Source organism: Bradyrhizobium tropiciagri, from assembly GCF_001189845.1.
Lineage (GTDB): Bacteria > Pseudomonadota > Alphaproteobacteria > Rhizobiales > Xanthobacteraceae > Bradyrhizobium > Bradyrhizobium tropiciagri.
Genome location: NZ_LFLZ01000015.1, coordinates 1 through 26715 on the forward strand (window position 1 = coordinate 1; position 26715 = coordinate 26715).

Consider the following 26715-nt stretch of genomic DNA (forward strand, 5'->3'; position numbering starts at 1 on the left):
ACCGCTGGTAGAAGTCGCGCAATCAGAGTATCACAAATGCAACGTTGTGCATTACAGCAAATTTGACCGGCAATGTCGCCGATGGGTCAAAAGCCGCCCTTGGCGGCCAGACCGGGCGACTTCCGCTTTGTGGCCAGAAGCGGACCGTCGGCCGCGATCTCAATCGTGTCTCTGGGGTCAGAAGCAGACGTTCATGCGGATAGCGACTTCGCAACAGCTCTCGCGTGCTCGATGAATAACTTTGCCAACGGGCCCGGTGTGCGGGTCTTCAATGTAAGAAGTGCGACCGCATAGTGGGTAATCGGGATTTCGACCGGCAGGATTTTCAGCCCTACCCGTCGGGAACTGAATTGGGCAACCGAGTTCGGTAGAATGCCGACGAATTTGCCAGTTGCGATAAGGGTCGTGGTCAACTGAATTGACAACGTGGCAACCGCGGGCCGGGGCGCTTTCAGTCCGCTGGCGACAAAAATTCCCGAGATGATTCCACCGGGCGCGCTGTCATACGGCGGAAGCACCCACGATTGCTCCATCAAATCAACAAGCGCGATGCGGCGGCGACGCGCCCATTGACTATTAGCTCCAGCAACGGCCACAAACGGCTCCTGAATTAGCGGCTCGAAGACCAAATCCTCTTCGAGAAAGGGATCCGGCAGCCGTCCAATCAGAAGTTCGACCTTGCGCTCGCGCAGTGGACCGAACTGCGCCAGCGCGACGTCTGCATGGACCACACGCAACTGCACCCGCGGATGCTGTTGCAGGAAGCGCTCCGATATCGCAGGCACCATGCCTGCATTCATGATCTCTGGACATCCGATTGCAAGTTCACCCGACGCGGGATCACTCAGGAATTCGATCTGCTTCAATCCCTGACGCATCTCATCGAACACGTTGATTCCGCATTTGAGCAGCGCCTGGCCGTAATTGGTCAGCTCGACGCCCTGCGCGGTGCGGTCGAACAGCTTTACCTTGAGTGTCTGCTCGAGATCGGAAATCGTCTTGGACACGACGGGATGGGAAATCGCAAGGCGCTGGGCAGCCTTCGCCATGCTCCCCGCTTCGGCCACAGCCAGCACAATGTGGAGGTCGCGCAGCCTGATCCGCCGGCCAATCCGCTCAGACCATTCCATTTTCGAACCCCTTAGTCTGCAGGCTACAGGGATATCCAAAAATCGAACTTTCAAACTACAGGGACCCGAGGCAGCATTCAATCCGCGATCGGCCATGGCTTCCGGTCCCCGGCAGCCGCGCCGGCCCTGATGGAGGGAGAGATGTCCAAGCGAAGTATCTTCGGCGCTGCGATTCTCGTTCTTTCAACCGTCGCAACGGGAAACGCCAGCGCGCAGGACGCGGTCAAGATCGGCATGGTCATGCCCATGACCGGTCCACTTGCTGCAGCAGGTCAGCAGGTGCTGGCGGCGCCGCCTTTATATGAAACAGCACGGCGACACGGTTGCCGGCAGAAAGGTTGAGCTGATCGTAAGGGACGGCGCGTCCTCGGGCGAAACCGGCAAGCGCCTGATCCAGGAGCTCATCGTTAATGACAAGGTGGATATCATCGGCGGAGGCTTGACCGCAGACCTTTTCGCGAGCGCCGGCCTCATTACGGAAGCACAGAAGCCGACCGTCATCATGATTTCGAGCACGACGGCAGTGGTCGCGAAATCACCATTTTACGTCCGCACCAGTTGCACGCTCGCGCAATCTTCCGCGATCCTGGCCGACTGGACGATAAAAAAAGGCCTCGCCAAGGCGGTGACACTGGTAACGGAGTTCGCACCCGGGCTGGAAGCCGAGGAAACCTTCACCAACAACTACAAGGCCGCGGGCGGACAGATCGCGGAAGCGATCCGCGTCCCGCTGCGCAATCCCGACTTCGCCCCCTTCCTTCAACGCGTCAAGGACGCCGCCCCGCAGGCGTTGTTCGTGTTCGTACCTTCGACTCAAGCCGCGACGTTCGCCAAGCAGTTCGTCGAGCGTGGTCTCGACAAGGCAGGTATCACGCTGATTGGGCCCGGTGACCTGACCGACGACGAAGCCTTGCCGAACATGGGCGATGCCATGCTCGGCGTCGTCACCGCGCACTTTTATTCGGCAGCGCATGCATCCGCCGTCAACGCGGCATTCACCGACGCCTATCGCAAGGAAGCGAAAGACGGCCCGAACTTCATGGCGGTCTCCGGCTATGACGGGATGCACGCGATCTATGAAGCGCTAAAGAGGACTTCCGGCTCCGCGGATGGCAAGGTGCTGATCGCCGCCATGAGGGGCATGACCTGGGAGAGCCCGCGCGGCCCGATGTCTATCGACCGCAACACTGGCGAGGTCGTGCACAACATCTATATCCGGAAGGTAGAGAAGACCGGAAGCGAACTGCGCAATGTCGAGTTCGAGACCTTCAACAACGTCAGAGACCCTCGCGTCGCGGCACAATGAAGCATCTCGAAGTTATCGTCGCGGGAGGCGGCATCGGCGGGCTGAGTCTCGCGCTCAGCCTGCATCAGGCCGGAATAGCAGTCCGTGTCTACGAGGCCGTGCGCGAGCCCGCGCCGCTCGGCGTTGGCATCAATCTGCAACCGACCGCGGTACGTGAACTGACTGAACTCGAACTGGGCGACGTCCTTGCGGTGACCGGCATCGCTACGCAGCGGCTCAATCTCTGCAACAAGTTCGGCCAGCTGATCCATGCCGAGCGCCGGGGGCTGGAGGCTGGATATCGCTGGCCGCAATACTCGATCCATCGAGGGAAGCTTCAGCGCCTCCTGCTCCAGGCCGTCCGCGAGCGTATCGGAGACCAAAATGTCCGAACCGGACTGAGGCTGGTCAGATTTGAGCAGGACGAGAACCGCGTCAAGGCTCGCTTCGCTGATCGTCAATCCGGGTCGGACCAGGTCGAGGAAGCGGACATTCTCGTCGGCGCCGATGGTATCCATTCAGGCGTTCGGCAGCAGCTTTTTCCTGGAGAAGGCGCGCCTCGCTTCGCCGGTCAGGTGTTGTGGCGAGCGGCCGTGGAGGCCGAATCGTTCCTCGATGGCAAGACGATGGTCATTGCCGGTCATTTTCACCAGCGAGTCATCGTCTATCCCATTGCTCGGAGGCGGAGCGGCAAAGTCCTCATCAACTGGATTTGCCAAAAGACGGTGACGAACCAGGCACCACCGCGCGAGGACTGGAACCGGCGTGTTGCGAAGGAAGAGGTCTTGTCAGCGTTCGGCGGCTGGAAATTTCCGTGGCTCGATCTGCCCGCACTGATCGATCAGTCACCCGACATCTATGAGTTTCCACTGGTCGATCGCGACCCGATCGCCGCCTGGTCGTTCGGCCGCGTCACTCTACTTGGCGATGCTGCTCATCCGATGCAGCCAATCGGCGGCCAGGCCGGCTCCCAGGCCATCCTCGATTCCCGTGTGCTTACCCGTGCCCTGGTTGAAACTGATGATATTGTCGCGGCGCTAGGCCGTTACGACGCGGAGCGCCGGCCGATGATGAACGACATCATCGTGCGAAATCGCAATTTTGGACCTGAAGCGGCCATGCAGATTGCAGAAGAACGCGCGCCAAACGGCTTCGCTTGCATCGACGATATCATCTCACGTCAAGAACTCGATGCTATCGTCGGTTCCTTTGCAAAGGCCGCGGGTCTCGACGTCGAAACGGTCAACCGTCGGCCATCATACGTCTCTCGGCAAGAACAGCTGTCCGAGCCAACTTCTTTTGGTGCCAGGCAGGGCCCTTTGTAGGCAAGACGAGGTCGCTGTGGGTTAAAAGCCCCGATGGCGACCGAACCGGGTGACTTCCGATCACCCTCGAAGAGCCGACCTTCCCGACCGTCCTGCAGACCGTCGGTTAGGGCCAAAAGCTGATCGATGGCGTGGGCAATCAAAACGCCAACGCTCACAATAATCAGAAAGGCAATAATGACGTTAAACATGGCTGCACAAAAACGTTTGGCCCGCGATCAGTCAAAAGATTTCCGTTATTAAGGTTGCTTCTTGTCCATGACTGATGCGCTCAAGACACGCGGTCTAATGGATACAAGGATTGATTTCCTCGCCCAGCCGACAGCCAGCCATGACAAAGGGCAACAAAAGCTGCGGCTGGCTGATGTCCTTGAACTGTTCGAGCTGATGCGATGAGCGAACCGGCATGCATCCTCTGCGACGATTGCAGCTGTCTGTGAGGCGCACCAGGATCAGCCGTGGACCGGTCCGCACGCCTGTACATGTGGTGGTGCCGGCGCACCCTGCCCGAAGTGCAACAAGCTCGAAGGCGAGCTACCTCGGTTGCCGCGCGGGTTTCGGGACATGTTTGATAAGGGTGACCGCTGAAACCGGAGGCGGTGTCCTTGTGTGGAGCGTTTGAGCCGATCCAAGATGGCCGGATCTACATCGAGAAGATTAACGCTCCGATGCTCTACTAGGACAAGGCGGCACCGGCCGAATTTCGCTGCGGCGCCCTGGCGGCCCATTCGGAACCGTTCCATGTCGGCGGCGTTTGCCAGCAGGCTCGAATGCTGAGATCGCCGACATAAAATGGATTCTAGTTGTATTGGTTGGTGGCGTAGCACCAGTTCAAACCGATCTTGTATTTGAGAAGCTATCGGATTGCCTGACCGCCGAGGAGCAATTGCAGCACACCTATGCCGATGCCTACGCCGCTTTAAGTCAACGCTTCATTATTGATGAAGGCCGGTTCGACCGGCGCCGCAGTCGCAACTACCGCCGGGCTCGAGAAGGTGCGACCGGAAAACTTGCGAATGCCGGGACCTGCATTCCGCATGCGGGGACAGATAAGCCAATCACCTCGCTAGACAATCAAGCAGCACCGGGGTCTCAGGCGCCTACGCCTGCTCCTTCGCCAAGCTCAAAACCATAGCGTCAACGATGCGGTCCCGCGTTTGCTTCCGACTGAACGATGCAAAAAAACAAAATCCCGACGCCGGTGAGGGCCATAGCACAGTGTTCGCGAAGGCGGCCACACCATTTCGATTTAGATGAAGTAGTTGCAGAGGAAAGCTTATGGTGCGCTTATTGCTCGGCATCAGCTTGATCCTAGTCGGTTTGACGGCCACTGAGAACGCTCGGGCCCATGGTGCTTGCGGCGTTGGCTGTCATACGACGGTCTTTGGCGCATGCGTGCGTGATGGGTGGCAAGAAGCTCGGCCGGTTCGGAATGAATGTCCTGCTACCTCACGGCCAACCCCGCCCTGCGGTCACTACTATCGATGGGCGCGCCCCTTAACCGCTTGCATTCAGCGTTGAGGGCGGCTCCGTCACATTCGCAGCCCGACGGCAAATGGCCCCAGCGCCGAGGAAACGCTGAAGCCGTGTCCCGTTGCTCGTATCCGAGAAACCGGACTGACGGAGCACGAGATCGCCCAGAAGCTCGGACGCGTGCGACCGGGACCGGCGAAGTCCTTCGACGGCATAGAGCGCGGTAAGCGGCGGTCAGCCTGCTCATCGTAATCCAACTGCCCCCCCCGCGGCGAGCGCGTCTATTCACTCAAGCTGATTTGCAGGACAACATCGTATGCGCGACTGCAGAGCAAGATCGCTCAATCGTTCTCCAACAGAGGACTAAGAAAGGAGATGCCGGCGCACTTCTCCTGGTCTCATATCCAGAGCAACTGCGTGTTCCAACGCAAGTCGCCTCTGGATCAAAGCGACTGTCCATCCCTCAGGAATAACGTCCAGCGCTCGCTCTAAGGCCTCTTCGCGTGAGGTCGCGGCAAGCCAGATCTGGATCTCGCCGTCATCGGTTGTCACGCGAACTAGATGAACCTCGGTCGCCTGGTGCATGAGAATTAATAGCAATGCCAGTTAGTTTGTTTCTACTCTTGCGGACGGTTATTTTCTCAATTGCCTTCGGCGGCTGTAACCCTGGTGACGTCAGCCAATCGTTGATGTGGGCTGCCGTTTCGGCCTGACGGGCTCGGCGAAGATATAGCTCACGCTGCGTGCCCGGCGGGAGCTGCGCGGCAGCTTCCATGAAGCGAGCGGCCTCCTCGGCCAGTCTCTCTTCGAATGTCTTCGTATGTTTGGTTCGGTTGCGACGCTTGATAAACATAACGCGGTCCTTCCGCTGGATGACGGCGGGAACGCGGTGACAGCGATCTCATCACCGATGGATACCGGGGGCTGCGCGGTGATGGCAAAGTGTACGAAGGCTCGCGCCAAATTTCCACTAGATATTCTAGTAAACGATTGTTTTTATTACAAAATACTCAAACATCTCAAAACACTAATTTCCCGTCTAGTGATAGTCACGCTGCCTGATCTCGCTCTTAGCAATAGATCGTCATGCCAAAGCATCGTCGCGCCCGGACGCTCCATCGTCGCGCCTGGCGCCTCGTACCATCCGCCAGCACGCTTGATCGGCATCATATCGCACTGGACAGCCCGGGAGACGTTGGTCGCTATTGCACGGTTAGGCACCCAGAGTGCTGCATGAACGGCCAACGGTGCCGGTGATGAGGTCTGCAACCGGCTGATCGTGGCGACCAAGTCGATCGCATAGCCGACCCGGCTCATTTCCGTCCTGTGATCGGATGTCACCAAGTACACTGCGGCGAACTCGCCCCTGCGTAGTAGGTCGCGGATCGGTTGGCATAGTCGGAAAGGTCGATCATCGGCGCGCCTCAACGCGAGCAGCCTTATCATGCCCGTCGTGCCAGCTCTTGCCGTCCTTCATCCGGCCCACGCCACCGATCCACACCTTGCCATGCGGGTTAACGATCGGGCTAAAGCCCGGGCAAGGAACGCTCAACCACGAAGTTCGGCGTATGCGCCGGCTGGGCGCGCTCGTCGATGACAGGCGAATCCACTTCGGTGCCGCCGAAGCGCACCAAGATCAGCGCCACCGATCGGTCGATCCGGGATCGTCCGTTCGCTGCAGCGCTCGCGCTCCGCCCCTTTCGCGCTGGCACCCCGCTTAGGAACAGCAACGGGCATTCCGAGTTGATTCCGGGATGAGAGGCCAGGAGCACTTCCGTGCCCATGACGATGGCATGCGCCAAAGACCTTGAACTCATCGCTCTGCGGGAGCTCCGCAGTCTCCCCGGCGGAGAGTATGTCTGCCACGTCGAAATTAGTCCCTCCGGTACTGATTGGACCTTGGTGGCGGTTGTCCGTGATGGGGCTGACCCTGAGCAGGTCCTCGTAGCAGCAAAGACCACCGAACTGAGGCTAAAGCAGCGGTACTCGGTGCGATTCGATTGGTGAGCTAATTTAGTCTCCGACGCCGTTATGGGCCGACAGGCTCGCGCGCGGTCGCTACGGTCTCGTCGAACGATGCAAGCACAGGCCGTCAAGTTCCTATAAACGCGGTTGGGCGCACGCTCGAATGGGAAATGATCCCATCCGAGAGGCACTGCCATGGTCGAGAATTATACCCTTCCATCGTTCGATGATATGCCGAACGACTGGTCCGACGCTCCAGCCCAGTACGCGAGATCGCCTTCGGACAATCAGCGACGGTTCGATCCGGACGCCTACCTGAGATCGGTGCACAACGATGATCCGCAGCGCCCTCTCATGTTCGACGATCTCCCATCGCCGGGACCAGATAACACACCAATGGCCGGGTCAGGAATGGCCCGGAACAGAACAACACGACCAATCGCAAGCCGAGAACGAACTGAAGAGGTTCGGTCGAGAGGCGGCGCATGGTGTGCGGTCACTTCCACCTGACGGACACGATGGCGAAGCAGCGCGCCGGGGAGAGTGTCAGTCAACTCCCATTGAAAATTAAAGCACTTTCGGCCTTCCAAGGCCAAAATCTACCATTCGGGTTAAGGGAAATGGCGTTTCCTACTGCCGCTTGGGTGAAGCAACGTGAGCCGCGTCAAGGTTCTATCGTCGGGCGCCTCCGGGGGCCAACCGCCCGTGGACCTCGCGCCAGGTTGGCGGCGCCACCCCGTCGGCCAGCGGCGTAGCTTCATAAATGCCCTTCGCGATGGCACGCGCGAGCTGAAAGCCGATGGGAGTCAGCGATTATTCACACTGCACCCTTCCGACCACTCCGAGCTAAACTCCATCTATTCAGCGACGCTTCTTCATCGCATGTTCCAAACCCTGGCGAAGAGACTCCGGAGTATAAGGTTTCACGATAAATATCGCGCCCAATCGCGCGGCTTCAGATTTCACTCCGCTGTCACCTGTCGCGAGAACCAAGCACAGATCGGGCCAGCGCACGTAAACGTCTCTTGCGAGCTGCAGACCGGAAACTCCCGGGAGGCCGACGTCCGTAAGTAAGATGTCCACGGGTTGCTCATCCAAGATCTTCAGCGCCTCTTGAGCCGTGCTGGCCCCTTTTACCTTGCATCCGATATCGCTCAGCATCTCCGTCGTCGTAAGGCGGATGAGGTCGTCTCTTCGACGAGCAAAACGGTCGCGTCCTTGTAAGTCTTTTCGCTGGCCAAGTGTTGCGATCCCTGAGCCACGCGCCTTTGAGCTTGATTGGCCAACACGTGTCTGATTTTCCGGGCGAGCGCCTCGCGCGTGTAAGGCTTGGCCAGAAGATCGACCCCGGGATCGAGCCGCCCGCCGTGCACGATGGCGTTCTGAGTATAGCCGGATGTAAAAAGTACGGCGACGTTAGGCAATCGTTCCTTGGCTTTTCGAGCTAAGTCCGGGCTGCGCAGCATGCCAGGCATCATGACGTCGGTGAAGATCAAGTCTATCGGGATGCCGCTATCGACGACGACGAGTGCGCTCGCCGCATCTCGCGCCTTGACCACGCGATAGCCGAGCTCGGTGAGCATCGAGACCGCGACCTCGCGAACCTCATCGTCATCCTCAACCACGAGGACGGTTTCCTCTCCGCCTTTGACCTCGCCGGACGGAGACCCGACCAGAGTATCTTCACTCGCCACCTCTCGCGGGAAGTACAGCTTCACCGTGGTTCCGGCACCTACCTCGCTGTAGATTTTGACATGTCCGCCGGACTGCTTGAGGAACCCGTAAACCATGGCGAGGCCTAGGCCCGTGCACTTGTCCTCCGTCTTGGTTGTAAAGAATGGCTCATAGACCCGTTCCAGGATGTCCGGCGGAATGCCGGTGCCCGTATCAGTCACCGCGATCATCACGTATTGTCCCGCGGACAATTCCTCATGCTGCCGGACATATTCGTCATCGAGGAAGGCGTTGCTTGCCTCAATCGTCAGCCGGCCTTCGCCGTTCATCGCGTCGCGTGCGTTGATCGCGAGGTTCAAAACCGCATTTTCCAGTTGATCCGGGTCGATAAGGCTATTCCACAGTCCACCCGCGACTACCGTCTCAACCTCGATTTCCCCACCCAGGGCGCGACGAAGCATCTCATCCATACCGTTGATAAGACGCCCGACGTTCACAACTCTTGGCTCCAGCGGCTGTCGCCTCGCGAAGGCAAGCAACTGGGAGGCAAGTTTCGACCCCCGGGCAACACCTCCGAGAGCGCTTTGGACCCGCATCTCGGCACGGGCATTGCCGGCGATATCCTTGCTCAGCAGTTGCAGGTTTCCGCTGATGACCTGCAGCAAGTTGTTGAAGTCGTGAGCGACGCCGCCGGTGAGTTGCCCGATCGCCTCCAGCTTCTGCGAACGGATCATGGTCGCCTGCGCCGCTTGGAGCGCAGCTTCGGCCTCGCGCCGTTCGGTGATATCCCGCGTCACCTTGGCGAAGCGACGAGCTTACCGTCATCATCCCGAATGGCATCGATCACGACGTGCGCCCAGAACGCAGTGCCGTCCTTTCGGACCCGTTGACCTTCGTTCTCCCATCGCCCGACTCGGGTCGCCGTCTCCAGGCCGGTACGCGGAAGCCCGGCGGCGCGGTCGGCTTCCGTGTAGAAGTTGGAGAAATGTCTGCCAATGATTTCTTCGGGAGTATAGCCCTTGATACGCTGCGCACCGGCGTTCCAACTCGCCACGTAGCCGTCCACATCCAGCATGTAGATGGCGTAATCGGTGACGCTCTGAACGAGCAATCGGAACTGTTCTTCGCTTTCCCGCAGTTTAGACTCGGCGGCCCTTCGCTCGGTCAAGTCGCGGGTGATCTTGGCGAATCCGACAAGGTCCCCCTCGGGCGAGCGGATCGCGTCGATGACCACATGGGCCCAGAACTGCGTGCCGTCCTTGCGCACGCGCCAGCCCTCGCGCTCGAAGCGGCCTGTACGCTCTGCCTCCGCCAGCGCCAGCGCAGGAACGTTCTGCGCCCGCTCAGCGTCGGTGTAGAAGGTCGAGAAATGACGACCGATGATCTCGTCCGCTTCATAGCCCTTGAAGCGCCTGGCGCCAGGGTTCCAGCTGGTCACACGACCCTCACGATCCAACATGTAGATCGCGTAATCAGTGATCGCCTCGAAGAGAAGCCGATAACGGCCGTCGCTGGTCTGGGCGGCTTCGAAGCGGTTTGAGGTTTCCATCCGAATCCTATCCCAGCTCCAATGTGGGTTGGGACGCAGCCTACTGAAACTGCGCTGAATCGATACGGTTCCATGAACGGGATGGAGGCTAGCTTCTGGGACACCTCAAAGGCTAGTTGCCCCTCCACCCGTTGGCCCTAGCGATGCAGCACCGAACGGACCGATGAGTGGCGCTGCATTCGCTTCGTTCCTAATCAAAAGGTCTCGCATCCGGGTCGCGCGGTCCTCAGGCCTGGCCTCTCGGCCTTTGATGTGGAGAGAATCTCCTATCCCGGGCTCTGGGTTTGCGAGGGCAAGATCGAAGGCGATCGAGCGGCTTTACGTTTTAGGTCGATTGAAGGGTTCAGCCTCTCGCTTATGCGCGCGCCGGTCTCAGATTGCCGGTCAGGCAGGTCGGCTATTTCAGGCGGATCGGGCCGTGTAACCAGATAGAGCTCGCCGGCAAACAGCATAAAAGCGGCGACCGCCACGCCGAACATGGCTAGGACCAGATCGTGTGAGTCATCCAACCGCATTGAACGATAGTTGGCCAAAGTATGCAGCCGTCGCCTTTGGCTATCCGCGCGAGCGCTAGTGTAGAATAACAGCGGGCCTTCAGACCTTTGGATATCCGCGACAGGCGTCGTTGAACGGCGGGCGATGGCTCCCGTTTCAACATCCTTGGGATGATCTCGTTCCATACTATGACGTTCTACGAAAGCCGACATACGCCAACTATCTTGTGCCGTTCAACAGCTTCGCCGAATACGCTCCGGAAACAAATTCTGAGACGAAGAAAAAGGACGTCGTTTGGTTCGCGCTGAGCGACGACCGGCCGCTGGCCGCGTTCGCCGGAAGGCGCTGCAGCGGCCATTGGCTGAGGATGCGCTCGAGATCGTCGCGCGCGGCGAGGCGAAGGAAGGCGTCTCGGTATCGTCAAGAAGGCAACCGGAACGGTGTTCAGCCAAGCGCGCAGCTTTGAGATCGAGCCTGGCCCGAAACGGCACGCTCTTTTTGCCGACAAGCGCCGTTCCATCGACCGTTGCCGAACCCTCGGTATACGTGCCTGTGAATCCGCAAGTGACTTCGCGGCCGCCGAATAGGAAATTCACGCCGACCGCGTCGGCGTGTTGGCCGGTCGTCAATTCGCCGCGCCACTTTCCGTCATTGAACGTGTACGCGCCGAAGTAATAGAAGTGGCTATCGCCGCCCAAGACCCGACCGTCGTGAAGAACTATGATGCCGCTGGCGTGAGCGTTCGATCCATCCTCCATCATGATCCGGATCGAATACAGGCCATTCTTGACGTCTGACATCCCAACGCCCTCCCCGCGGCAGAGAATAGCGTCGTGGAACGGTCGAAGCGATGGCTACCATCGTCGCAGCTGCCAACGAGGGTTACAGAACCGTCTCGATCAGGCCCAACGTCTTTGCTTCCTGCGCCTCCAAATACCAGTTTGACGGCGCCTTCTGCATGACCTCGTCGATCATCACGTTCGATCCCAGGATGAGATTATGAAAACCCTCGTTCTGCATAGCGATCGAGCATTCGATTTCGTTGAGCGTCGCCCTCACGACAGCGATGCATGTCGTTAATGGGCCATCGATCACCAAGTTCTTAGAAAGCTTGCGTTCATGGATCATCAGCCGCGTGCCGCGCGCGAGGTATCGGTTCGGCCGCGCGAAGAAGCTCAGGAACGTCACGCCGGCCGAATAAATTACAGCCTTACCAAGGAATACGAAGCGCCGTTGCGGTTCCGTCTCGCTCGCGAACCGCACGTCCTCCCCCATCATTCGGGCGACCTCCGGATCGCCACCTAAGGTCGACAGTTCGATGACGACAAGGTCTCTATCGGCCGCGTTGTCGAACTGCGTTCGAAACGCGGTGTACATGTTGTAGTCGACGACGCCCGAGAGGCTGATCGCCGGCGATTTAAAGGCGGTGGCAGGCAGCGGGGCTAGTTCCATCGGGTCGATCCTTCTGTGGCAGTCGTGGTCTCAGCCCAACATGCAGATGCCGCGCCGAAAAAGGACTACTCCTCGGGCAACCGATACAGAACCCGATCGCGGCGTACGGTCATCCGCCAAAGCCCGGCGATTGCTGAAAGACCGATCCGTAAAACGAGCACAACCAATGTAATCTGGAGCCAGATCAGGCCGCCTATCTCGCGGAATACAAACTCGACGCGAGGTCCCCACGGCGGCGGAATGGCGTCGCCAATCGTCTCAATGCCGCGCTGAAGAATGCGCTGCGCGCCAGTTAGTAGTTCCGGCTTCCCGTAGAAGGCGGCTACGATCAACACCCATGCCAAGATCGCCGTGATGGTGCGGAAGGAATGCACCTTCAAGTGATAGCCTAATCCGGGCCGATCGTAACCGCGAATTTTCGCCATCGGGTGATCCTTAGTCAGGACCCGATCAGGATCACTACATCGTTCGCTTATGACGCTTGTGGTGCTTGTGAGAACTGCTCTTCATTCCCATTCCGCTCTTCATACCGCCCTTTTCGGCAGTGTCATTGGCCGTTGCGCCAGGATTTGCCGACGACGGGCTGCTTGAAGCGCCCTGGCCGCTCTTCTGCGCTGGCGAATTGCCTCCGCCACCACCTTGTGCGGACGCGGCTGCAATCGATCCAAAGATAAACGCCGTAGCCAAAACCACTTTCGCAATTCTCATGGGTATTCCTCCGATTGCTGCCCAAGTGGCAAACCAGGGGAGTCCCGAGTGGTTCCAAAAGGCAACTTCGGGCGGAGCTGCCCTCGGCATAGGCAACGGCCCAAGGCGAGCTGAGAAGTGCGTCGGATTGATTTTACGACGCGAGGACGACCGGCAGCGGACATCATTCTGAGCGAGCCGGAGTCATAGCCAGCGCGCATGAATGAAGCTGAGACCGCACGACTGATGAAGGTGTCCGAGGCGATCGTCCGGGAGCTCGACCGCCAGGGCCTGGCGGATGCCCTCGTTCGCGCTCCGATTCGACGCGCTCGAGCTAGCACGGGTAGCGATCCGGGCGGCGGACGGCGACGTGATACCGTTTCGAAAGCCGTAAAGCTGATGGACCTCACCCTCCGCCCCACCGTCATAGCCGGCGACCGTGGACTAAGACGTGCGGCGGCCTTGACCCGATCGCCGAAATGCGTCGCGGCGTTCACCGCGTAGCGCCCGCTCATGCAGTAGCCGACGGTGCCGATGATGTTGGTGTTGGCGGCCTTCTCGGGTCTGCTTGTCGTCGCCGGCGAGCCTGGCGCCGGACGCGACCGGGAAATTCGAGGTGCTGGCGTCGGAAGCAGTGGCGGCCATACCGCTGGCCTAATTTTAGAACGGCTCAAAACTTTGCGTACAGCAAAAATTAAAACCCCGCCGTAGGGCACGGCGGGGGCATGCTGACGCGTCTCAGCCTCAGTGCATGTGGCTAATCAGGTAGAATCCGCCACCGAGAACAATCACTGCTGGTACGGCCCAAAGTATGATCACAGGCATAGCTTCCTCCTCCATTTCACGCTGGAATAACTTGGCAATGAACTTGACGTTCCTGCCGTGCCACGTCTGCGCGCCAACACCTTTTGATCTGGATCAAAAGGTTGGATCAGATCAGATGGAGAACGGTTATTAAGCCGCCTCAGTAGCTCTACCGAGAACATCGGTCACCACTTCAGCAAGCCCTCACGGGATCAAATCGTGCTGGTGGAAGAAGGCCACGTCGACTCCAGATCCGGTTCGGTGGTGACCAGCTTGCCAAGTTGGAGGGTCAACTCGACCAACCGCTTCACGATCCCGCGTCGGCCTGCCAGGCTCCAGTCACATGCGAAGGGCCGCTGCGGGCGGCCCTTCCTCGTTCATCCTTTCAAGCCCGAAGGATCAGTCGATCTCTTCGATGATGCGACGCTCATGGGGTTCTACGATGTAGGTGTGACTGTCTCGGTTGATGTATCGGTACTCCCGAAGGGTCGGAGCATCGCGGTAGACCTCTTCCGGGAAAGCCTCGATCTCGACATCCTCTGGCACGCGCTCTCCGGTCCGGACCTCGGTCCTAACGGTGCTGCCCGTCGTGCGACGCTCGCGCTCGACCGGACGCGCCTTAACGTGCTTGCGGATCACGTCGCGATCTCGGTCGCTGAACTTCATCTTGCGCTCCTCGGTCCGCGCCGGCGCGGAAGCGGTCGAACGCCCGGAGTAAGGCAGGACGGTCACGATCTTGTAGCTGGACGGCTCCACGATAACGATCTCGTCCTTTACGAGAACGAAGTCGTAGCCACGGTACTGTGGCAGGATTTCTACGACTTCGGCGGGCAGCGGTTGCAGGCGGACGTCGTGCGGCACGACGGTGCCCACCGACAGTGAGAAATTTACGTTGGTCAACGGCTGAACGTTCAGGTGTGAGATCGACGTATTGATCCGGGTCCGCTGCTGATCGTTGATGTTCACCGACGCGTTCACGTTGGTATTCGCCGAACGCTCGGCCGTGTTCTGCTGATTGTTCGGCTGCTGGGCCGCATTGGTCGATCCGGTACCAATCGGCGCCTGGTTTGTGCCTGCGGCGGGCGGATTGGCGCCCTGCGTCTGGGTATTTGTGCTCGATGGCGAATTGGTCTGCGCCTGGTTGGAAGGCGTCGTGGTCTGGTTGGCCAGCTGGTTGGTCTGAGCCTGGTTCGCCGAGTTGTTCGAGGTCGGGGCTTGCGTGGTATTGGTGGTCGTACCGGAACTGGACGACTGGCTTGCGGCGGGCTGACCATTCGAAGAAGGGGACTGCGTCTGCGCCGAATTCGTCGAAGGGTTGGTCTGCGAAGATGAGCTGGGAGACGGAGTTGATGGCGAAGTCGAAGGCGACGTGGTCGATGTGGAATCCTGCTGATGCTGCGCCGTCGGCGGATTCGAACTTGATGTCGGTGGAGAAGACTGTGCGAAGGCCGAGGTCGCGAGGGCAACTGCGGCGGTCGTGGCCAGGAATAAACGCTTGTTCATGTGAAACCTCCCAAATGCGATCGTCGATCAAACCCTCGACAAGACGCTCGGTTCCTCTTGGGCATTCTCGGCAAGGCCGGATTAGCAGAAAATAAGATTCCTTAACTGCTTTGGCGAACGCGCTAAATTCGGAAATAACAGGAACTTCACTTCGTGCTCTTCGTTTGCGGAGGCTATCTTCTTTGCTGTTTGAGGAGGACATCATGAAGAAGTTGATCGTGTGCGGGGCGCTCGCCGCCTTCGGCGCTCAAGCTGCCAATGCTACTGAATTCTACATCGTACGCGACGCGGCTACCAAGAAGTGCACAGTCGTCGATACAAAACCGACGCCGACCACCACGACCGTCGTGGGCGATGGCGTCTATAAGACCAAAACGGAAGCGGAGTCTGCCGTGAAGACCACCAAGGTCTGCACCGAGCAGTAATCTCAACGCGGCGCGTCGCGCGAGGTAGTCGAGTTGCCGCTGGAGCTTGTCCGGACCGGTTCTTCCGCTAACTTCAGCTTGTCCATCGAAACGGCGATGTCGTGCTCGCTCATTCCGAGAAGGCCGCCGATCCCGATAACGACTGCGTCGACCTTGCCGCTCTTGTCGAGGAGCAGTTCGTTGATGTCGCCGAGCTTTTCATTGGCGTCATTGTTGACGTTCAGGCCTATGAGCTTCGAGGCGCGCCAGCTTCCCTCAAGCGCCATCTTTGCATCAGCGGATTGAGCGCTCGCAGCAGGCGCAGCATGATCGGCCGGTTGAGTGGACTGCGAGATCGCAGTTGCGCCGATGCCCTCCAAGATGAAGCAGTAAGGCTGTCCGCAACGACATGCGGCATCGATGCGGAGCGGAGGCCGATCGCGGGCCTGCCACGCCCTCGCAGCGATCATGACGAGTCCGAAGGGCTCGGCCGATCGCCCATCTCCGCGGTGAACAGCAGAAACATTTGCCTATTTTTCCCGTTGTCGGCGGGGCGCTCAAACAACGTGGAGGATCGTTGATGAAGAGAATTGCAATGTCGGCGCTGATGGTCGGCGCTCTCGGTCTAGCCTCGGTGGCCACGACGTCTCCTGCCGAAGCTCACTGGCGTGGGGGCGGCTGGGGACCAGGCATCGCAGGCGGTCTGGTCGCGGGCGCGGTCATCGGTGGCCTTGCTTCGTCGGCTTACGCCTGGGGACCGGGCTATGGCTACGACGGGGGGCCTGGCTACTATCGAGCGGGCTACTACGGTGGGCCCTACGCCTACGACTACGGTTACGACGAACCGTATCGCTGGGGCGGCGGCTACGCCACAACCTACTATACGGCGCCCGTGTCATACGGCTATCGCTACCGCCGCGTCGTACGCCCTGCCTACGCCTATTACAGCGGATCCTATCCGGTCGTTCGGCATCGCTGGCATCGTCATCATCACTGGTGAAGCCGGACCAACTGCACAATGGAGGCCGCGCGGAAGGCGCGGCCTTTTTGCGCATCGGAGAATTTTCCGCTCACCGCCGTCGGCCGGCAACGGGTCGTGCCGATCGAAGGCAAGCCGCCGTTCGGGCGCTCTTGTTGGCGGCTTCGCCGACCGCTTCGAATGTGGACGTGCCTGGGCGGAGCGGGCGGATTCTTTCTTGACCCCGGCGGAAGGTGCTGCGGGCATGGCGGCCAAGGCTTGGCGCACCTGCTCCTGCGGGTCTTCAGAGGTGACATCTGCCTGCACGGTGCTCGGCACTTCGGCGCGCGGACGCGTGTCGAATACGATCTTCTCCGGAGGAATTCGCGCCGAGCTAATCCGGATGATGGTTGTCTGGATCCGCCGCGGCGGCAGTTTCGATGGGAGCCGGCAGGTACCGGTCCGCCGCGAAGAGCAACGCCAGCAGCAGCCCCCCGACGAAGAAGAATTAACGAATGATCGGCATGGACGGCCGTTCGCAAATCAGAAATCAGGTATCGGCGGGGGCCGGCTTGCAGGGGCGGGCCGCTGCCTTCAGCGACCCGCCCGGAGGGCTTAGTCGCAAGAGCGGCACCATTTCCAAAACCGATTGCGCGGCACCCGTGGATCTATTTCGAGCTGAGAAGATCGCAACTGTCCCGGACCGATCACTTCATGACTGCCGCTTTTGCGGAGTGAAGCTCACCCTCGTCAGAACGATCATGGAATCTGAAAGCGGAGTTGTCATTCATACGTTTGAATGCGAGCGGTGCGGAGACCGCACTTGGACCGACTAAATTGAAATCATGAAGGCGTACACAATCTCAAGCGGTTCACGACGAAAAGCCGATCCGTACTGTCAACTGCAACGGAAACGGACTGGTTAGTTTGTTGCGGTCAATGCGGCTGAAGCCGGGTTGTCTATAGGCTAGATGTCCTGACAAACGAAAAGCGACCCCAGCGCTGGGGGCGCCAGGGTCGCCACTAAGCTCCCGGTCGGGGGGCAACCTAACGCAGGAGCCAAATGACGACTCCTGGCGTTGCCACTTGTTCCCAGAGGCGAACCTCAGCCTACTCTGAGGTTTTCCGCGGACGTCTTGCCCCGGTTGTTCGTTTCTTCGTAGCTCACCTTAGCACCCTCATTGAGGCTGCTCAGTCCCGCTTTCTCGACGGCCGAGATGTGCACGAAAACATCCTTGCCGCCGTTGTCGGGCTGGATGAACCCATAACCCTTGGTCGGGTTGAACCACTTCACAGTACCTGTAGCCACTAGACCAATCTCCTTAGAGCTAATGACTGCAACCTAGGTCGATAGCGCTTTACCGCGCAAGGCCAAACGGGCCACGCTGTGAGCCGCTAATTGGATAATGCCGCTAGTTCCCCAATCACCGAAAAGAAACGACCCCGACGCGCCGCGCGCGCCGAGGCCGCATTCCAACTCTCGGCAAGGGCTTGGGGGGTCTGATTTTGCCGAGAGCCCGTCCAACGACTCTTGACGCCCTCTCTCGTTCCTCTGTCCTCCGACACACAAATTGGACCTTATGGGCTACTTCGGCGGATGCGTTAGCAAATCGGGAACCAAATCGGCGCAGGCTTCTTTGTGGGACGGGACCGCTGGGGACATATCGCGGACCGTTTCGGGAGGAGCTGGCGTGCCGGCCCTGGCGCCAGCTCTTCTTCCAACTGTGTGAAGCAAGTAACAGCCGCTCGGTACAAGCGTTGCTAGATTGTCGTTGCTGGGAATTTCAGGGCCCAGAGGCTGGAAGAAGAGGGCGCCGTCGGGACAAACCATTTCGGGCCCGGCGGCGTACTTTTGAGATTTGCCGGCCAAGCGCGTGAGCGTCTCCGTGATGAATGGCAACAAAATCGCTACCAAGACTGTGTTGAAGCTGGGAACCTCACGCTGCGGATGACGCAGAAGCGGTTCGCGCGCCTCACCGCGCTGCAACCTCTACGATACTACTTCTGGGGTAATCGCCACAGTATGCATTTTGTGCCAAGCTATAGCCATCAGGATTTTGCCAAGCCTTCCTGGGGCTAGAGCCAGCGCCGCCCGCAAGCATTTTAAGCGAGGCGGCGTTGTGTTGTCGGGTGTCCTAATTCCCTCTCAAGAAATGGCCCCAGCACTTCTGGGGGCCGGTGCTGGGGCCGTCACTCGATCCGCCGATCATATTCTTGGAGGTCGGCAGCCTCGATACTGCGCCCCGCTCTAAGCCTCCCGCAATAGCGTGCGCGCAACAGTGTCCACGTTCCCCAGTGCGAGTAGGGCAGCACCGGATTGACCAACTTGTTGTAGGCCGCTCCAGGCACAGAGGTAGACCTAGCGGCTTCTCACCTGGGCCGTTGGGCGCGATCATAGAAAATGGGATCCAGGTCTCGCGAGTCCATGTTCGGAGCGACCGTCAGGCACCTGGCCAAACGGGCCACCGAGGCACGCTGGGAGGCCGATGTACTCGCCTGCCAGGCATGGAATGCCCGCATGCTCGCGTTTCAGGGGCCTGCCGAGCACCAAGAAGATCAATGGCTTACTTCGTTCTATTTGCCGACAGCGCGACCGCCGCACCAGAAACCGCAACAGATGCGTCCACTTTTCGTTCAGCGGTTCGCGCTCCGCCCGCGATCAGCCGAACTGAGAAGATGGACGAGATACTTGCCGGCGCTCATTTTCGGCGACACGTTGAACGAATGATCGAGCCCCCGCTTGCCGTACACCGTGCAGGTGGAGCGCGGCCCGATATCTGACAGAAGGATCTCGTCCGGCCTGCTCGCCGCGTCCATCGTGACGTTAGAGCAGCGGTAGTCTTTGCAGAAAACAGCGATGTGCTTTGCGCCGGTTTCGCGCAATACGCGAAACGAGATCTTAGTTGGATAGTCCTTTCATCGTGCGATTACAGCCGCCTCTCATGCTAGCTGATAATCCACGAAGCCTAGCGAGCGGCCACGTTCCGTCCACCGTCAATCGGTCAAGGTCATTGCCGGGAATAATTTAGTTCTACTCCAAAATTATGCTGGACTAGATTGCCGATGCTTTATCGCCGACTGAGCAAGATACTGCGCTGTTGCAGATCCCTGACTTTCTCGGGCGCGATGTCGAGCTGGCCGAGGATGTCTTCATTGTGCTCGCCCTGGTAGGCCGGCGCACCGGGGGATGGCAATTCCGAGCTACTAAAGATCCAGGGGTTGCCTGGCATGCGGACGACCCCGCCGGCGCGGTCATCGACCTCAACCACGGCATTCCATTCCTTGGCCCAGTCGGTGTCAGCGAACTCATTGACAGTGCGTACGCGGCCTACCGCAAGCCCCGCTTCGCTGACTTGCGCCTGCAACTGCTCCAGATTTTCGAAGGTCGTGAGCCAGGTGCGAATTTCAGCAAGCAGCGGGCCGAGGTTTTCCCGGCGTAACCTGGCGGTGGCATAGCGCGGATCGGCCAGCAGATCGCTCCGCCGCATCATCGCGCAGTAACGCGTGAACATCGGCGAATAGATCGGACTGGCGGCGATCGTCAGGCGAGCGCCGTCGAACATTTCGAAGATGTGAGATTCGTTGGCTGAGAGCGCGATCGGTTCACCGTCGGTATCGATCTCCGACATCATCGCGCCGGCGCGTTCGTTGACCGAGAGCATCGTCGCCGCCATCGAGACGTCGACATGCTGGCCTTCGCCGGTGCGATTGCGATGCTGCAGCGCTGCCAGCACGGCAATCACGCCTTGCAGTCCGGTATAGATGTCTGCATGGCTGCAAGAATCGCCGCGTGGCTCGGACAACGCCTCGCCGAAATGGTCCTGCACGATCGAGGTCAGGCCGGTTTCGGCCTGCACTGTCGGCGCAAAGGCCGGGCGATTCCGCCACGAGGTCGTCTGTCCGTAGCCGCTCAGCGACACATAGATGATGCCGGGATTGAATGCGCGGATGTCCTCATAACCGAAGCCGAATCGTGCCAGGGTACCGGGACGAAAATTCTCGACGATGATGTCGGCGTCCCGGCACAGCCGGGTGACGATTTCGCGCGCCTCGGCGTAGTTCAGATCGATGCTGAGATTTCGCTTTCCGGCGTTCTGTTGCACGAAATAGAGACCGATGCCGTTCACGTTGGGCAATCCGGCGCGGCCGATATCGCCGGATGGCGGCTCGATCTTGGTGACATCGGCGCCAAGGTCACGCAGTGCCTTGGTGCAGTGGGGACCCGCCAGCACACGGGTGAAATCGACGACCCGAAGTCCATGAAGTGGCGCAGCCGACATCGTCAGTCTCCCTCGAACACGGCCGTCGCGGGGCCGGAGGCAAAGAAGGCGTCGGCGCCGCGCTGGCGGTCCTTGGTTTGCCAGATCATGTCGTTGATCTCGACCTGTCGGGCATCGGCGGCCGCGATGCCGCCCCGCCCCTGCAGGTTCGCCTGCATCTTGATGCCCTTGATGACCCGGGTCGGGCCGGCGGCCAGCTGCCGGGCCATGGTCATCGACGCCCCTGACAACTCGGCTTCCGGAACCACGAGATTGATGATGCCCCAGCGCTCGAACGCCTCGGGCGTATGACGGCGGCCGAGCATCGAGATTTCCTTGGCCCGCGCGATGCCGGCCCGCTGCGCAATCCGCTGCGTGCCGCCGAGCAAAGGCAGCAATCCGACAGCCACCTCGACCTGGCCGAGGAAAGACGTGTTGGCCGCGACAATCATGTCGCAGGTCAGCGCGAGCTCGAGGCCGCCGCCGAGCGCGCCGCCATTGACGGCGGCGACCGTCGGGACCGGCACATCCTCGAGACTGCGCCAGACCCTCTCGAGCCCGGCCTGATCGGTGTGCAGCTTGGTGCCGGTTCCCCAGGACGCCATCTCTGCACCGGCGCAGAAATGCCGCATCGCGCTGCGCAGCAGGATCGCACGGCAGCCGGCCGAGAGCACTTCATGGTAGGCCGCGACCACATCATTGATGAGCTTGTCGTCCAGCAGATTATGCGGCGGCTTCGCCAGCGTGACCACGCCGACCTTGCCGTCCAGCTCGTGAGTTACAGTCATGCCAATCCCTCGCTCGATCAAAAGCCGGCAGCAGGCTTCCGCCGCAATGGCGCGACCGGCTTGCGTTTCCTCATCGCGGGTTGCTTCGCACAGCTCCCGCCGTTCCTGATGGTTTGAATGTCGCCCGTCATAATAAACGTGACAACGTCAAGCTCTGCCAATTATGATGTCGAAAATTGCCAAACGGCCGCGAGAGCCGTTCACCGGCCTGTCAATCTGTGCCAGCCGGACGGGGAGAAAACGCCATGAAGGCGATCAAGATCGTGATGCCGATCTCGAGCGATCCCGATGCGCCGACGCAGAGCCTGCTCGGCCTCGGCGCACTGGCGGCCGAGCTGGCGGCGCAGGGCGTCTCGGTGCGCGAGCTGTTCGCACGCACCGGTCTCGATGCCACACAACTGGAAGATCCGCACGCGCGAATCTCGCATAGGCAGCGCCTGGCGATCTACCGCAACGCCATCCGGCTGGCGAAGCGATCCGACATCGGATTGCTCGCGGGCGCGCGGCAGCGCATCAGCGACTACGGCATCTACGGTTATGCCATGGTGTCGAGCCGGACCTTCGGCGAGGCGCTGATGTTCTCGCTCGACCACATCACGATGGCCGGGCCGGCGGTGCGGCAGATCAGCTTCCGGATCGAGCACGGCGCGACCGCAATCCTGCGCAGCCATGGGCTCGATCCGCTCGGAGAGCTGCTGCCCTTTGCCGCCGAATTCTGGCGCAGCTCGATGACGGCGCTGTTCAGCCGCGTGCTCGAGGCGCCGTTCCCGAGCACGCGGATGATCTTTCCATTCGCCGCGCCGGCACACTGGCGCAACTACGAGCGGATGTTCAACTGTCCGATCGAATTCGACGCCGATCGCATGGAATGGCACTTCGACGCCAAGGCGCTCGATCTGCCCTGCCCGAACGCAAATCCGATTACCGCCAAGGTCTGCCAACAGGTCTGCGACGTCGTGATGAAGGAGCGGCCCGGCGAATCCGAGCTGGTCAGGCGGATCCGCGCCGCATGTCTCAACAGCCCCAACAAGTTTCCGGCCGCGGCGGAGATCGCATCCCAGCTCGGGCTCTCGTTGCGCACCTTTCACCGCAGGCTGGCGGAGGATGGCCAGTCCTACCAGGCGATCGCGACGGGATGCGCCGGTCGTTGGCCACCGAGCTGCTCGAGAACACGCACCTGGCCATCGACCAGGTCGCCGAGCGCGTCGGCTTCGCCGACGCGACCAGCTTTCGCAAGGCGTTCAAGAAGTGGACCAACCGCTCGCCGTCGGATTTTCGTCATCCCGAGCAGCGCGAGAACCCGCGAGCGCGATGACAATCTGATCGCCGCGCCGACCGGGCGTCAGGGCGCAGCGACGAGCAGCATCGCCAGCTGCGCAACCACGAGCAGGCACAGTGCCACCGCCAATGTCAGCAGATGTCCGAAGCGGACTTCGTCCGGATCGACCGGCGAGTCCAGGAGCTCTGTGCAGACGAGCAGACAATCCACATCAACCACCGTCAGTCATGCTTGCTTCCGACATGACGGCATCGGCCGGCTCGATCCTGCCGACACATGATCCGAACCCGATGGTCACATAGCCTTCCCTGCTGCATCGGCCGCGGAAGGTGACCTCGTCGCCGTCCTGAAGGAAATCCCGGAGCTCTCCGTTCGGCAGCACGGCCGGCCGTGATCCTGCGACGGTGAATTCGAGCAAGCTCGAGAGCTGGGCCGGACTTGGTCCCGAAATGGTGCCCGTGCCGATCAGGTCGCCCGGCTGCAAATTACAGCCGTTGATGCTGTGGTGGGCAACCATCTGCGCCGGCGTCCAGTACAGGTACTTGCTGTTGGAGGTGAGAATCGCCGCAGCCGACCGGTTCGCCGCACGCATCTGCGGAGTCGAAAGCAGGACCTCGAGCTGGACGTCGAGTCCTCCGCGGGATTGATCGGCGTCGTCGAACAAATAATCGAGCGGACGCGGATCGTTGTCGGGACGCTCCAGTGCCGGGACGCGGAACGGCGCCAGTGCGTCTGATGTGACGACCCAGGGCGAAACCGAGGTGGCGAAGCTCTTGCTGAGGAAAGGCCCTAGCGGAAACATCTCCCAGCGCTGGATGTCGCGCGCCGACCAGTCGTTCAGCAGCGAATAGCCGATGATCTGCTGCGATGCTTCGGCGATCGGCACGGGACGGCCGAGCCGGTTGCCGGCGCGAGGTAGAATCCCATCTCGAGCTCGAAATCCAGCCGCTCGCACGGACCGAAGCTCGGTGCCTCGCCGGCCGTCGCGGGCGGGCGCTGCCCGAGCGGCCGTCGCACCATCCCTCGCCCGACCTGCACCGATGACGCCCGGCCGTGATAGGCGATGGGGACCCATTTGTAGTTGGCCGGAAGCGGGTTCTCCGGCGTCAACAGTGCGCCGGCCGCCTGCGCGTGATAGATGCCGGCGTAGAAGTCCGTATAGTTCGAGACGTGCGTGGGCAGATAGAGCGTTGCGTCCGCGACCGGCGTCAGCAGTTCGGACGCATGGCGCCTGATATCATTGGCCGCACTGCCCTGACCAAGCAGGTCTGACGCGCGGCGACGTAACTCCCGCATCGCCGCGGCTCCGAGCGAGAACAACGCATTGAGCGTGCTGTCCTGGAGCGCCTGGCGGATCGGCAGCGCCAGCCGTTCGTCCGAACCGAGCGCCCGCTTGAGGTCGAAGACGCGATCCCCGATCGCCATGCCGATCCTCGGCCGCGGATCGGTCGCGGTCGCGAAGACGCCGAGCGGCAGGTTCTGGATCGGGAAGTCGGTGTCGTTGCCGTCGGCGGTCTCGACAAAGCTCCGCCGTGCCGGGTCGTGCGTCTCGTCGAGCTGCCGCGAACTGATCATGCGTTGTTTCACTCTCCGCAGGCGTGCTGCGATTTCACGAACCGGCCGCCGCGAGGCTGACCTGATCGCCGGCCAGGGCCGTTCCGATCTCGGACTGGATGAGCTGCGCCGTGAACGCCTCGTGTTCGCGCGTTGCACGTGCGCTGCGATCCGTCACCGAGAAAAGCCAGACGAACAGGAAGGCGAGCGGCATCGAGAACAATGCGGGATTGTCGTAAGGGAACACCGCCGAAGGAAAGCCGAGGACGGCGACCCATACGGTCTTGCTCAGGACGACCAAGACGACCGACGCAACCAGCCCGGCGAGACCGCCGGCGACAGCGCCACGCGTGGTGGTTCCGCGCCAGAACATCGCCATCGCCAGCACCGGAAAGTTGCAGCTTGCGGCAACCGACAAGGCAAGCCCGGCCATGAATGCAACGTTCTGGTTCTCGAAGGCATAGGCTAGCAGGACCGCGATGACGCCAATTGCCATCGCAGCGATCCGCGACACCAGGAGTTCGCGGTGCTCCGACGCCTTGCCACCGGTCAGCACCTGGCCATAGATGTCGTGACTTACGGCCGAGGCGCCAGCGAGCGTCAGGCCCGCAACAACCGCAAGAATGGTCGCGAACGCCACCGCGGAAATAAAGCCGAGCAGAACCGGGCCGCCCATTGCGTGGGCGAGATGGATCGAAGCCATGTTCGGCCCCCCGATCAGGTCTGCGATCTTGTTGAACTGGCCGGATGCTGTGACATTGAAATAGCTGGGCTCGGGCATCAGGATTGCCGCGGCGGCAAAGCCAAGCACCGGAATCACCCAGCAGAAATAGGCCACGCACATCGTCGCGTAGAACACGGATTTGCGGGCCGCCGCGGCGTCACTCACGGTGAAGAACCGCATCAGAATATGTGGCAGGCCGGCCGTGCCGAACACGAGTGCCAGTCCGAGCGAGATGGCGGAGACCGGTTCGGCAAACAATCCACCTGGCACAAGGATCGCAGCTCCCTTGGGATGAATGCGGCTTGCAGCCTCGAGCAGTCGCGCAAGGCTGAAATCGAAATGCCATAGTGCCGCAAGCGCGAGCAACGTTCCGCCACACAGCAGCAACACCGCCTTCGAGATCTGCACCCAGGTGGTGGCCTGCATGCCGCCAACGATCACGTAGAGGATCATCAGAACACCTACACCAACCACGGCGAGCACGTAGTCGATCCCGAACAGCAGCTGGATCACCTTGCCCGCACCGATCAGCTGCGCGATGAGATAGAACAGGACAACAACGAGGCTTCCGGTCGCGGCGACAAGCCGGACCGATGTCTGGTCAAGGCGAAACGCGGCTGCGTCCGCAAAGGTATAGCTTCCGAGATTGCGCATGCGCTCCGACATCAGGAAGAGCACGATCGGCCACCCCGTCAGGAACCCGAGGGCGTAAAGGAAGCCGTCGAATCCGTTGGCGTAGACGAGCGCGGAGATGCCGAGGAATGCGGCCGCCGACAGGAAATCGCCGGCGGTCGCCAGCCCGTTCTGCAACGGTGTGATCGCGTGGCCGGCAGTGTAGAAGCCAGCCTTCGATTTCGTGCTGCCCGCCGAACGGTAGGTAATGAGGAGCGTGATGGCGACGGTCAAGGCGAACATCGCGATGGCAATCCAGTCGGGCCCGCGCCCGCCCACCATCGGCGCGCCCTGCGCCAGTGCCGCGGATGGAAAGGCCACGCCGAGCGCGACAAGCAGGCATCTGGCGATCATCGACCAAGCTCCCGTTTGACGGCGCGGGCGAGTTCATCGAAGCGGGTATTCGACCGTTGGACGTAGATTCCGGTGAAAACCACGAGCACTGCGACCATGGCGAGCGCGAGCGCAAAACCGAGAGGAAGAGCGCTCCCCGCGATGCTCGTGCCAAGCGCGGCTTTTGCGACCGAAACCAAGGCAATGAACCCGAAGAACATGACCAGCGTCAGGATAGACAGGATCCATCGCAGCCTGGCGCGTCCCGAGACCAGTTCCCTGAACGTCGCATCGGCGAGGATCTCCCGCGTGCGGCCGGACGGCGCCTGTAGCATCTGGTTCCTCCTTCGAAGACATTGTGGACCGCCGTGCCACGTCTGCGCGCCCTGCGTCGCAGAGAAT

21 protein-coding genes and 5 pseudogenes are annotated in these 26715 nt (G+C 60.6%); 10 read left to right on the forward strand and 16 right to left on the reverse strand.

The features are described from left to right. Positions 1-191: 191 nt before the first annotated feature. On the reverse strand, positions 192-1130 hold the full coding sequence (locus AKN84_RS14495; RefSeq protein ID WP_050421382.1) for a LysR family transcriptional regulator: 939 nt from the start codon (positions 1128-1130) through the stop codon (positions 192-194). Positions 1131-1271: 141 nt separating this feature from the next. Here AKN84_RS14495 and AKN84_RS14500 point away from each other — a divergent pair. The 4 genes and pseudogenes from AKN84_RS14500 to AKN84_RS45350 all read left to right on the forward strand — a co-directional run bounded on the left by AKN84_RS14500 (position 1272) and on the right by AKN84_RS45350 (position 4875). Beyond that, positions 1272-2436 (forward strand): annotated as a pseudogene (locus tag AKN84_RS14500) (ABC transporter substrate-binding protein). Next, complete coding sequence (locus AKN84_RS14505; protein ID WP_050421383.1) at positions 2433-3740, forward strand: flavin-dependent oxidoreductase; 1308 nt, start codon at positions 2433-2435, stop codon at positions 3738-3740. Before AKN84_RS14500 ends, AKN84_RS14505 begins: the two are co-directional and overlap by 4 nt. 258 nt (positions 3741-3998) lie before the next feature. Next, the gene (locus AKN84_RS47325) at positions 3999-4136 is read left to right on the forward strand and encodes a hypothetical protein (protein ID WP_157863299.1); all 138 of its coding nucleotides are present in this window, start codon (positions 3999-4001) and stop codon (positions 4134-4136) included. 358 nt (positions 4137-4494) lie between these two features. Beyond that, positions 4495-4875: a hypothetical protein gene (locus tag AKN84_RS45350; RefSeq protein ID WP_244485106.1), complete on the forward strand. Its 381-nt coding sequence runs from the start codon at positions 4495-4497 to the stop codon at positions 4873-4875. A 3164-nt stretch (positions 4876-8039) separates the two neighbouring features. Here the strand turns inward: AKN84_RS45350 and AKN84_RS14525 are convergent. Next, a pseudogene (locus AKN84_RS14525) lies at positions 8040-10401 on the reverse strand (hybrid sensor histidine kinase/response regulator). 718 nt (positions 10402-11119) lie between these two features. Here AKN84_RS14525 and AKN84_RS50685 point away from each other — a divergent pair. Further along, a pseudogene (locus AKN84_RS50685) lies at positions 11120-11236 on the forward strand (SOS response-associated peptidase); the annotation flags it as partial. A 542-nt stretch (positions 11237-11778) separates the two neighbouring features. Here AKN84_RS50685 and AKN84_RS14540 read toward each other — a convergent pair. From AKN84_RS14540 to AKN84_RS14555, 5 genes and pseudogenes are all read right to left on the reverse strand, one after another. Continuing rightward, entirely contained in the window at positions 11779-12348 is a 570-nt protein-coding gene (locus tag AKN84_RS14540; protein ID WP_050421388.1) for a hypothetical protein, read from the reverse strand. 65 nt (positions 12349-12413) lie between these two features. Beyond that, complete coding sequence (locus AKN84_RS14545) at positions 12414-12773, reverse strand: hypothetical protein (RefSeq protein WP_050421389.1); 360 nt, start codon at positions 12771-12773, stop codon at positions 12414-12416. 34 nt (positions 12774-12807) lie between these two features. After that, complete coding sequence (locus AKN84_RS45370) at positions 12808-13056, reverse strand: hypothetical protein (protein WP_128970807.1); 249 nt, start codon at positions 13054-13056, stop codon at positions 12808-12810. A 425-nt stretch (positions 13057-13481) separates the two neighbouring features. Further along, positions 13482-13592, reverse strand: a pseudogene (locus tag AKN84_RS49010) (dienelactone hydrolase family protein); the annotation flags it as partial. A 646-nt stretch (positions 13593-14238) separates the two neighbouring features. Beyond that, complete coding sequence (locus AKN84_RS14555) at positions 14239-15342, reverse strand: DUF1236 domain-containing protein (protein WP_050421391.1); 1104 nt, start codon at positions 15340-15342, stop codon at positions 14239-14241. Positions 15343-15545: 203 nt separating this feature from the next. Between AKN84_RS14555 and AKN84_RS14560 the strand changes: the two genes are divergently transcribed. Then, positions 15546-15767, forward strand: a complete 222-nt coding sequence (locus AKN84_RS14560; RefSeq protein WP_050421480.1) for a hypothetical protein — start codon at positions 15546-15548, stop codon at positions 15765-15767. 2 nt (positions 15768-15769) lie between these two features. On the opposite strand, the gene AKN84_RS48345 is transcribed toward AKN84_RS14560, so the two are convergent. Next, the gene (locus AKN84_RS48345) at positions 15770-16126 is read right to left on the reverse strand and encodes a PRC-barrel domain-containing protein (RefSeq protein ID WP_244485108.1); all 357 of its coding nucleotides are present in this window, start codon (positions 16124-16126) and stop codon (positions 15770-15772) included. Between the two features lie 200 nt (positions 16127-16326). On the opposite strand from AKN84_RS48345, the gene AKN84_RS14570 reads away from it, so the two are divergent. Then, complete coding sequence (locus AKN84_RS14570) at positions 16327-16746, forward strand: hypothetical protein (RefSeq protein WP_244485109.1); 420 nt, start codon at positions 16327-16329, stop codon at positions 16744-16746. Positions 16747-17219: 473 nt separating this feature from the next. Beyond that, complete coding sequence (locus tag AKN84_RS14575) at positions 17220-17540, forward strand: hypothetical protein (RefSeq protein WP_050421392.1); 321 nt, start codon at positions 17220-17222, stop codon at positions 17538-17540. A 269-nt stretch (positions 17541-17809) separates the two neighbouring features. On the opposite strand, the gene AKN84_RS14580 is transcribed toward AKN84_RS14575, so the two are convergent. From AKN84_RS14580 to AKN84_RS14595, 4 genes are all read right to left on the reverse strand, one after another. Then, positions 17810-18013, reverse strand: a complete 204-nt coding sequence (locus tag AKN84_RS14580; protein WP_050421393.1) for a cold-shock protein — start codon at positions 18011-18013, stop codon at positions 17810-17812. 1325 nt (positions 18014-19338) lie between these two features. Continuing rightward, on the reverse strand, positions 19339-19587 hold the full coding sequence (locus AKN84_RS47335) for a hypothetical protein (RefSeq protein WP_157863301.1): 249 nt from the start codon (positions 19585-19587) through the stop codon (positions 19339-19341). 185 nt (positions 19588-19772) lie between these two features. Beyond that, a complete protein-coding gene (locus tag AKN84_RS14590) occupies positions 19773-20984 on the reverse strand; it encodes a CaiB/BaiF CoA transferase family protein (RefSeq protein WP_050421395.1) in 1212 nt (403 codons plus the stop codon). A 2-nt stretch (positions 20985-20986) separates the two neighbouring features. After that, a complete protein-coding gene (locus AKN84_RS14595; protein ID WP_050421396.1) occupies positions 20987-21751 on the reverse strand; it encodes an enoyl-CoA hydratase/isomerase family protein in 765 nt (254 codons plus the stop codon). A gap of 266 nt (positions 21752-22017) precedes the next feature. Between AKN84_RS14595 and AKN84_RS49015 the strand changes: the two are divergent. Beyond that, positions 22018-22593: pseudogene (locus tag AKN84_RS49015) on the forward strand (AraC family transcriptional regulator); the annotation flags it as partial. Between the two features lie 293 nt (positions 22594-22886). After that, a complete protein-coding gene (locus tag AKN84_RS49020; protein WP_244485129.1) occupies positions 22887-23066 on the forward strand; it encodes a helix-turn-helix domain-containing protein in 180 nt (59 codons plus the stop codon). Positions 23067-23241: 175 nt separating this feature from the next. Here AKN84_RS49020 and AKN84_RS50375 read toward each other — a convergent pair whose 3' ends face one another. The 4 genes from AKN84_RS50375 to AKN84_RS14615 are packed head-to-tail and all read right to left on the reverse strand — an operon-like array spanning position 23242 to position 26648. Then, complete coding sequence (locus tag AKN84_RS50375) at positions 23242-23916, reverse strand: fumarylacetoacetate hydrolase family protein (RefSeq protein ID WP_347337335.1); 675 nt, start codon at positions 23914-23916, stop codon at positions 23242-23244. Then, positions 23868-24605 carry a fumarylacetoacetase gene (locus AKN84_RS50380; RefSeq protein WP_347337336.1) on the reverse strand — a complete coding sequence of 246 codons (738 nt, stop codon included), beginning with the start codon at positions 24603-24605 and terminating at the stop codon, positions 23868-23870. Before AKN84_RS50380 ends, AKN84_RS50375 begins: the two co-directional genes overlap by 49 nt. A 34-nt stretch (positions 24606-24639) precedes the next feature. Then, positions 24640-26334 carry a cation/acetate symporter ActP gene (actP, locus tag AKN84_RS14610; RefSeq protein WP_050421397.1) on the reverse strand — a complete coding sequence of 565 codons (1695 nt, stop codon included), beginning with the start codon at positions 26332-26334 and terminating at the stop codon, positions 24640-24642. Beyond that, the gene (locus tag AKN84_RS14615) at positions 26331-26648 is read right to left on the reverse strand and encodes a DUF485 domain-containing protein (protein WP_050421398.1); all 318 of its coding nucleotides are present in this window, start codon (positions 26646-26648) and stop codon (positions 26331-26333) included. Before AKN84_RS14615 ends, actP begins: the two co-directional genes overlap by 4 nt. Between the last annotated feature and the right edge of the window lie 67 nt (positions 26649-26715).

Bases quoted from the DNA above. Each gene is read 5' to 3' on its own strand.
- AKN84_RS14505 (WP_050421383.1), top strand. From the start codon at position 2,433: ATGAAGCATCTCGAAGTTATCGTCGCGGGAGGCGGCATCGGCGGGCTG.
- AKN84_RS14590 (WP_050421395.1), bottom strand. From the start codon at position 20,984: ATGTCGGCTGCGCCACTTCATGGACTTCGGGTCGTCGATTTCACCCGT.
- AKN84_RS14560 (WP_050421480.1), top strand. From the start codon at position 15,546: ATGAAGAAGTTGATCGTGTGCGGGGCGCTCGCCGCCTTCGGCGCTCAA.
- AKN84_RS14575 (WP_050421392.1), top strand. From the start codon at position 17,220: ATGATCGGCATGGACGGCCGTTCGCAAATCAGAAATCAGGTATCGGCG.
- AKN84_RS47325 (WP_157863299.1), top strand. From the start codon at position 3,999: ATGACTGATGCGCTCAAGACACGCGGTCTAATGGATACAAGGATTGAT.
- AKN84_RS45370 (WP_128970807.1), bottom strand. From the start codon at position 13,056: ATGAGAATTGCGAAAGTGGTTTTGGCTACGGCGTTTATCTTTGGATCG.
- AKN84_RS49020 (WP_244485129.1), top strand. From the start codon at position 22,887: ATGCGCCGGTCGTTGGCCACCGAGCTGCTCGAGAACACGCACCTGGCC.
- AKN84_RS14555 (WP_050421391.1), bottom strand. From the start codon at position 15,342: ATGAACAAGCGTTTATTCCTGGCCACGACCGCCGCAGTTGCCCTCGCG.
- AKN84_RS14615 (WP_050421398.1), bottom strand. From the start codon at position 26,648: ATGCTACAGGCGCCGTCCGGCCGCACGCGGGAGATCCTCGCCGATGCG.
- AKN84_RS14595 (WP_050421396.1), bottom strand. From the start codon at position 21,751: ATGACTGTAACTCACGAGCTGGACGGCAAGGTCGGCGTGGTCACGCTG.
- AKN84_RS50380 (WP_347337336.1), bottom strand. From the start codon at position 24,605: ATGATCAGTTCGCGGCAGCTCGACGAGACGCACGACCCGGCACGGCGG.
- AKN84_RS14545 (WP_050421389.1), bottom strand. From the start codon at position 12,773: ATGGCGAAAATTCGCGGTTACGATCGGCCCGGATTAGGCTATCACTTG.
- AKN84_RS14570 (WP_244485109.1), top strand. From the start codon at position 16,327: ATGAAGAGAATTGCAATGTCGGCGCTGATGGTCGGCGCTCTCGGTCTA.
- actP (WP_050421397.1), bottom strand. From the start codon at position 26,334: ATGATCGCCAGATGCCTGCTTGTCGCGCTCGGCGTGGCCTTTCCATCC.
- AKN84_RS14495 (WP_050421382.1), bottom strand. From the start codon at position 1,130: ATGGAATGGTCTGAGCGGATTGGCCGGCGGATCAGGCTGCGCGACCTC.
- AKN84_RS14540 (WP_050421388.1), bottom strand. From the start codon at position 12,348: ATGGAACTAGCCCCGCTGCCTGCCACCGCCTTTAAATCGCCGGCGATC.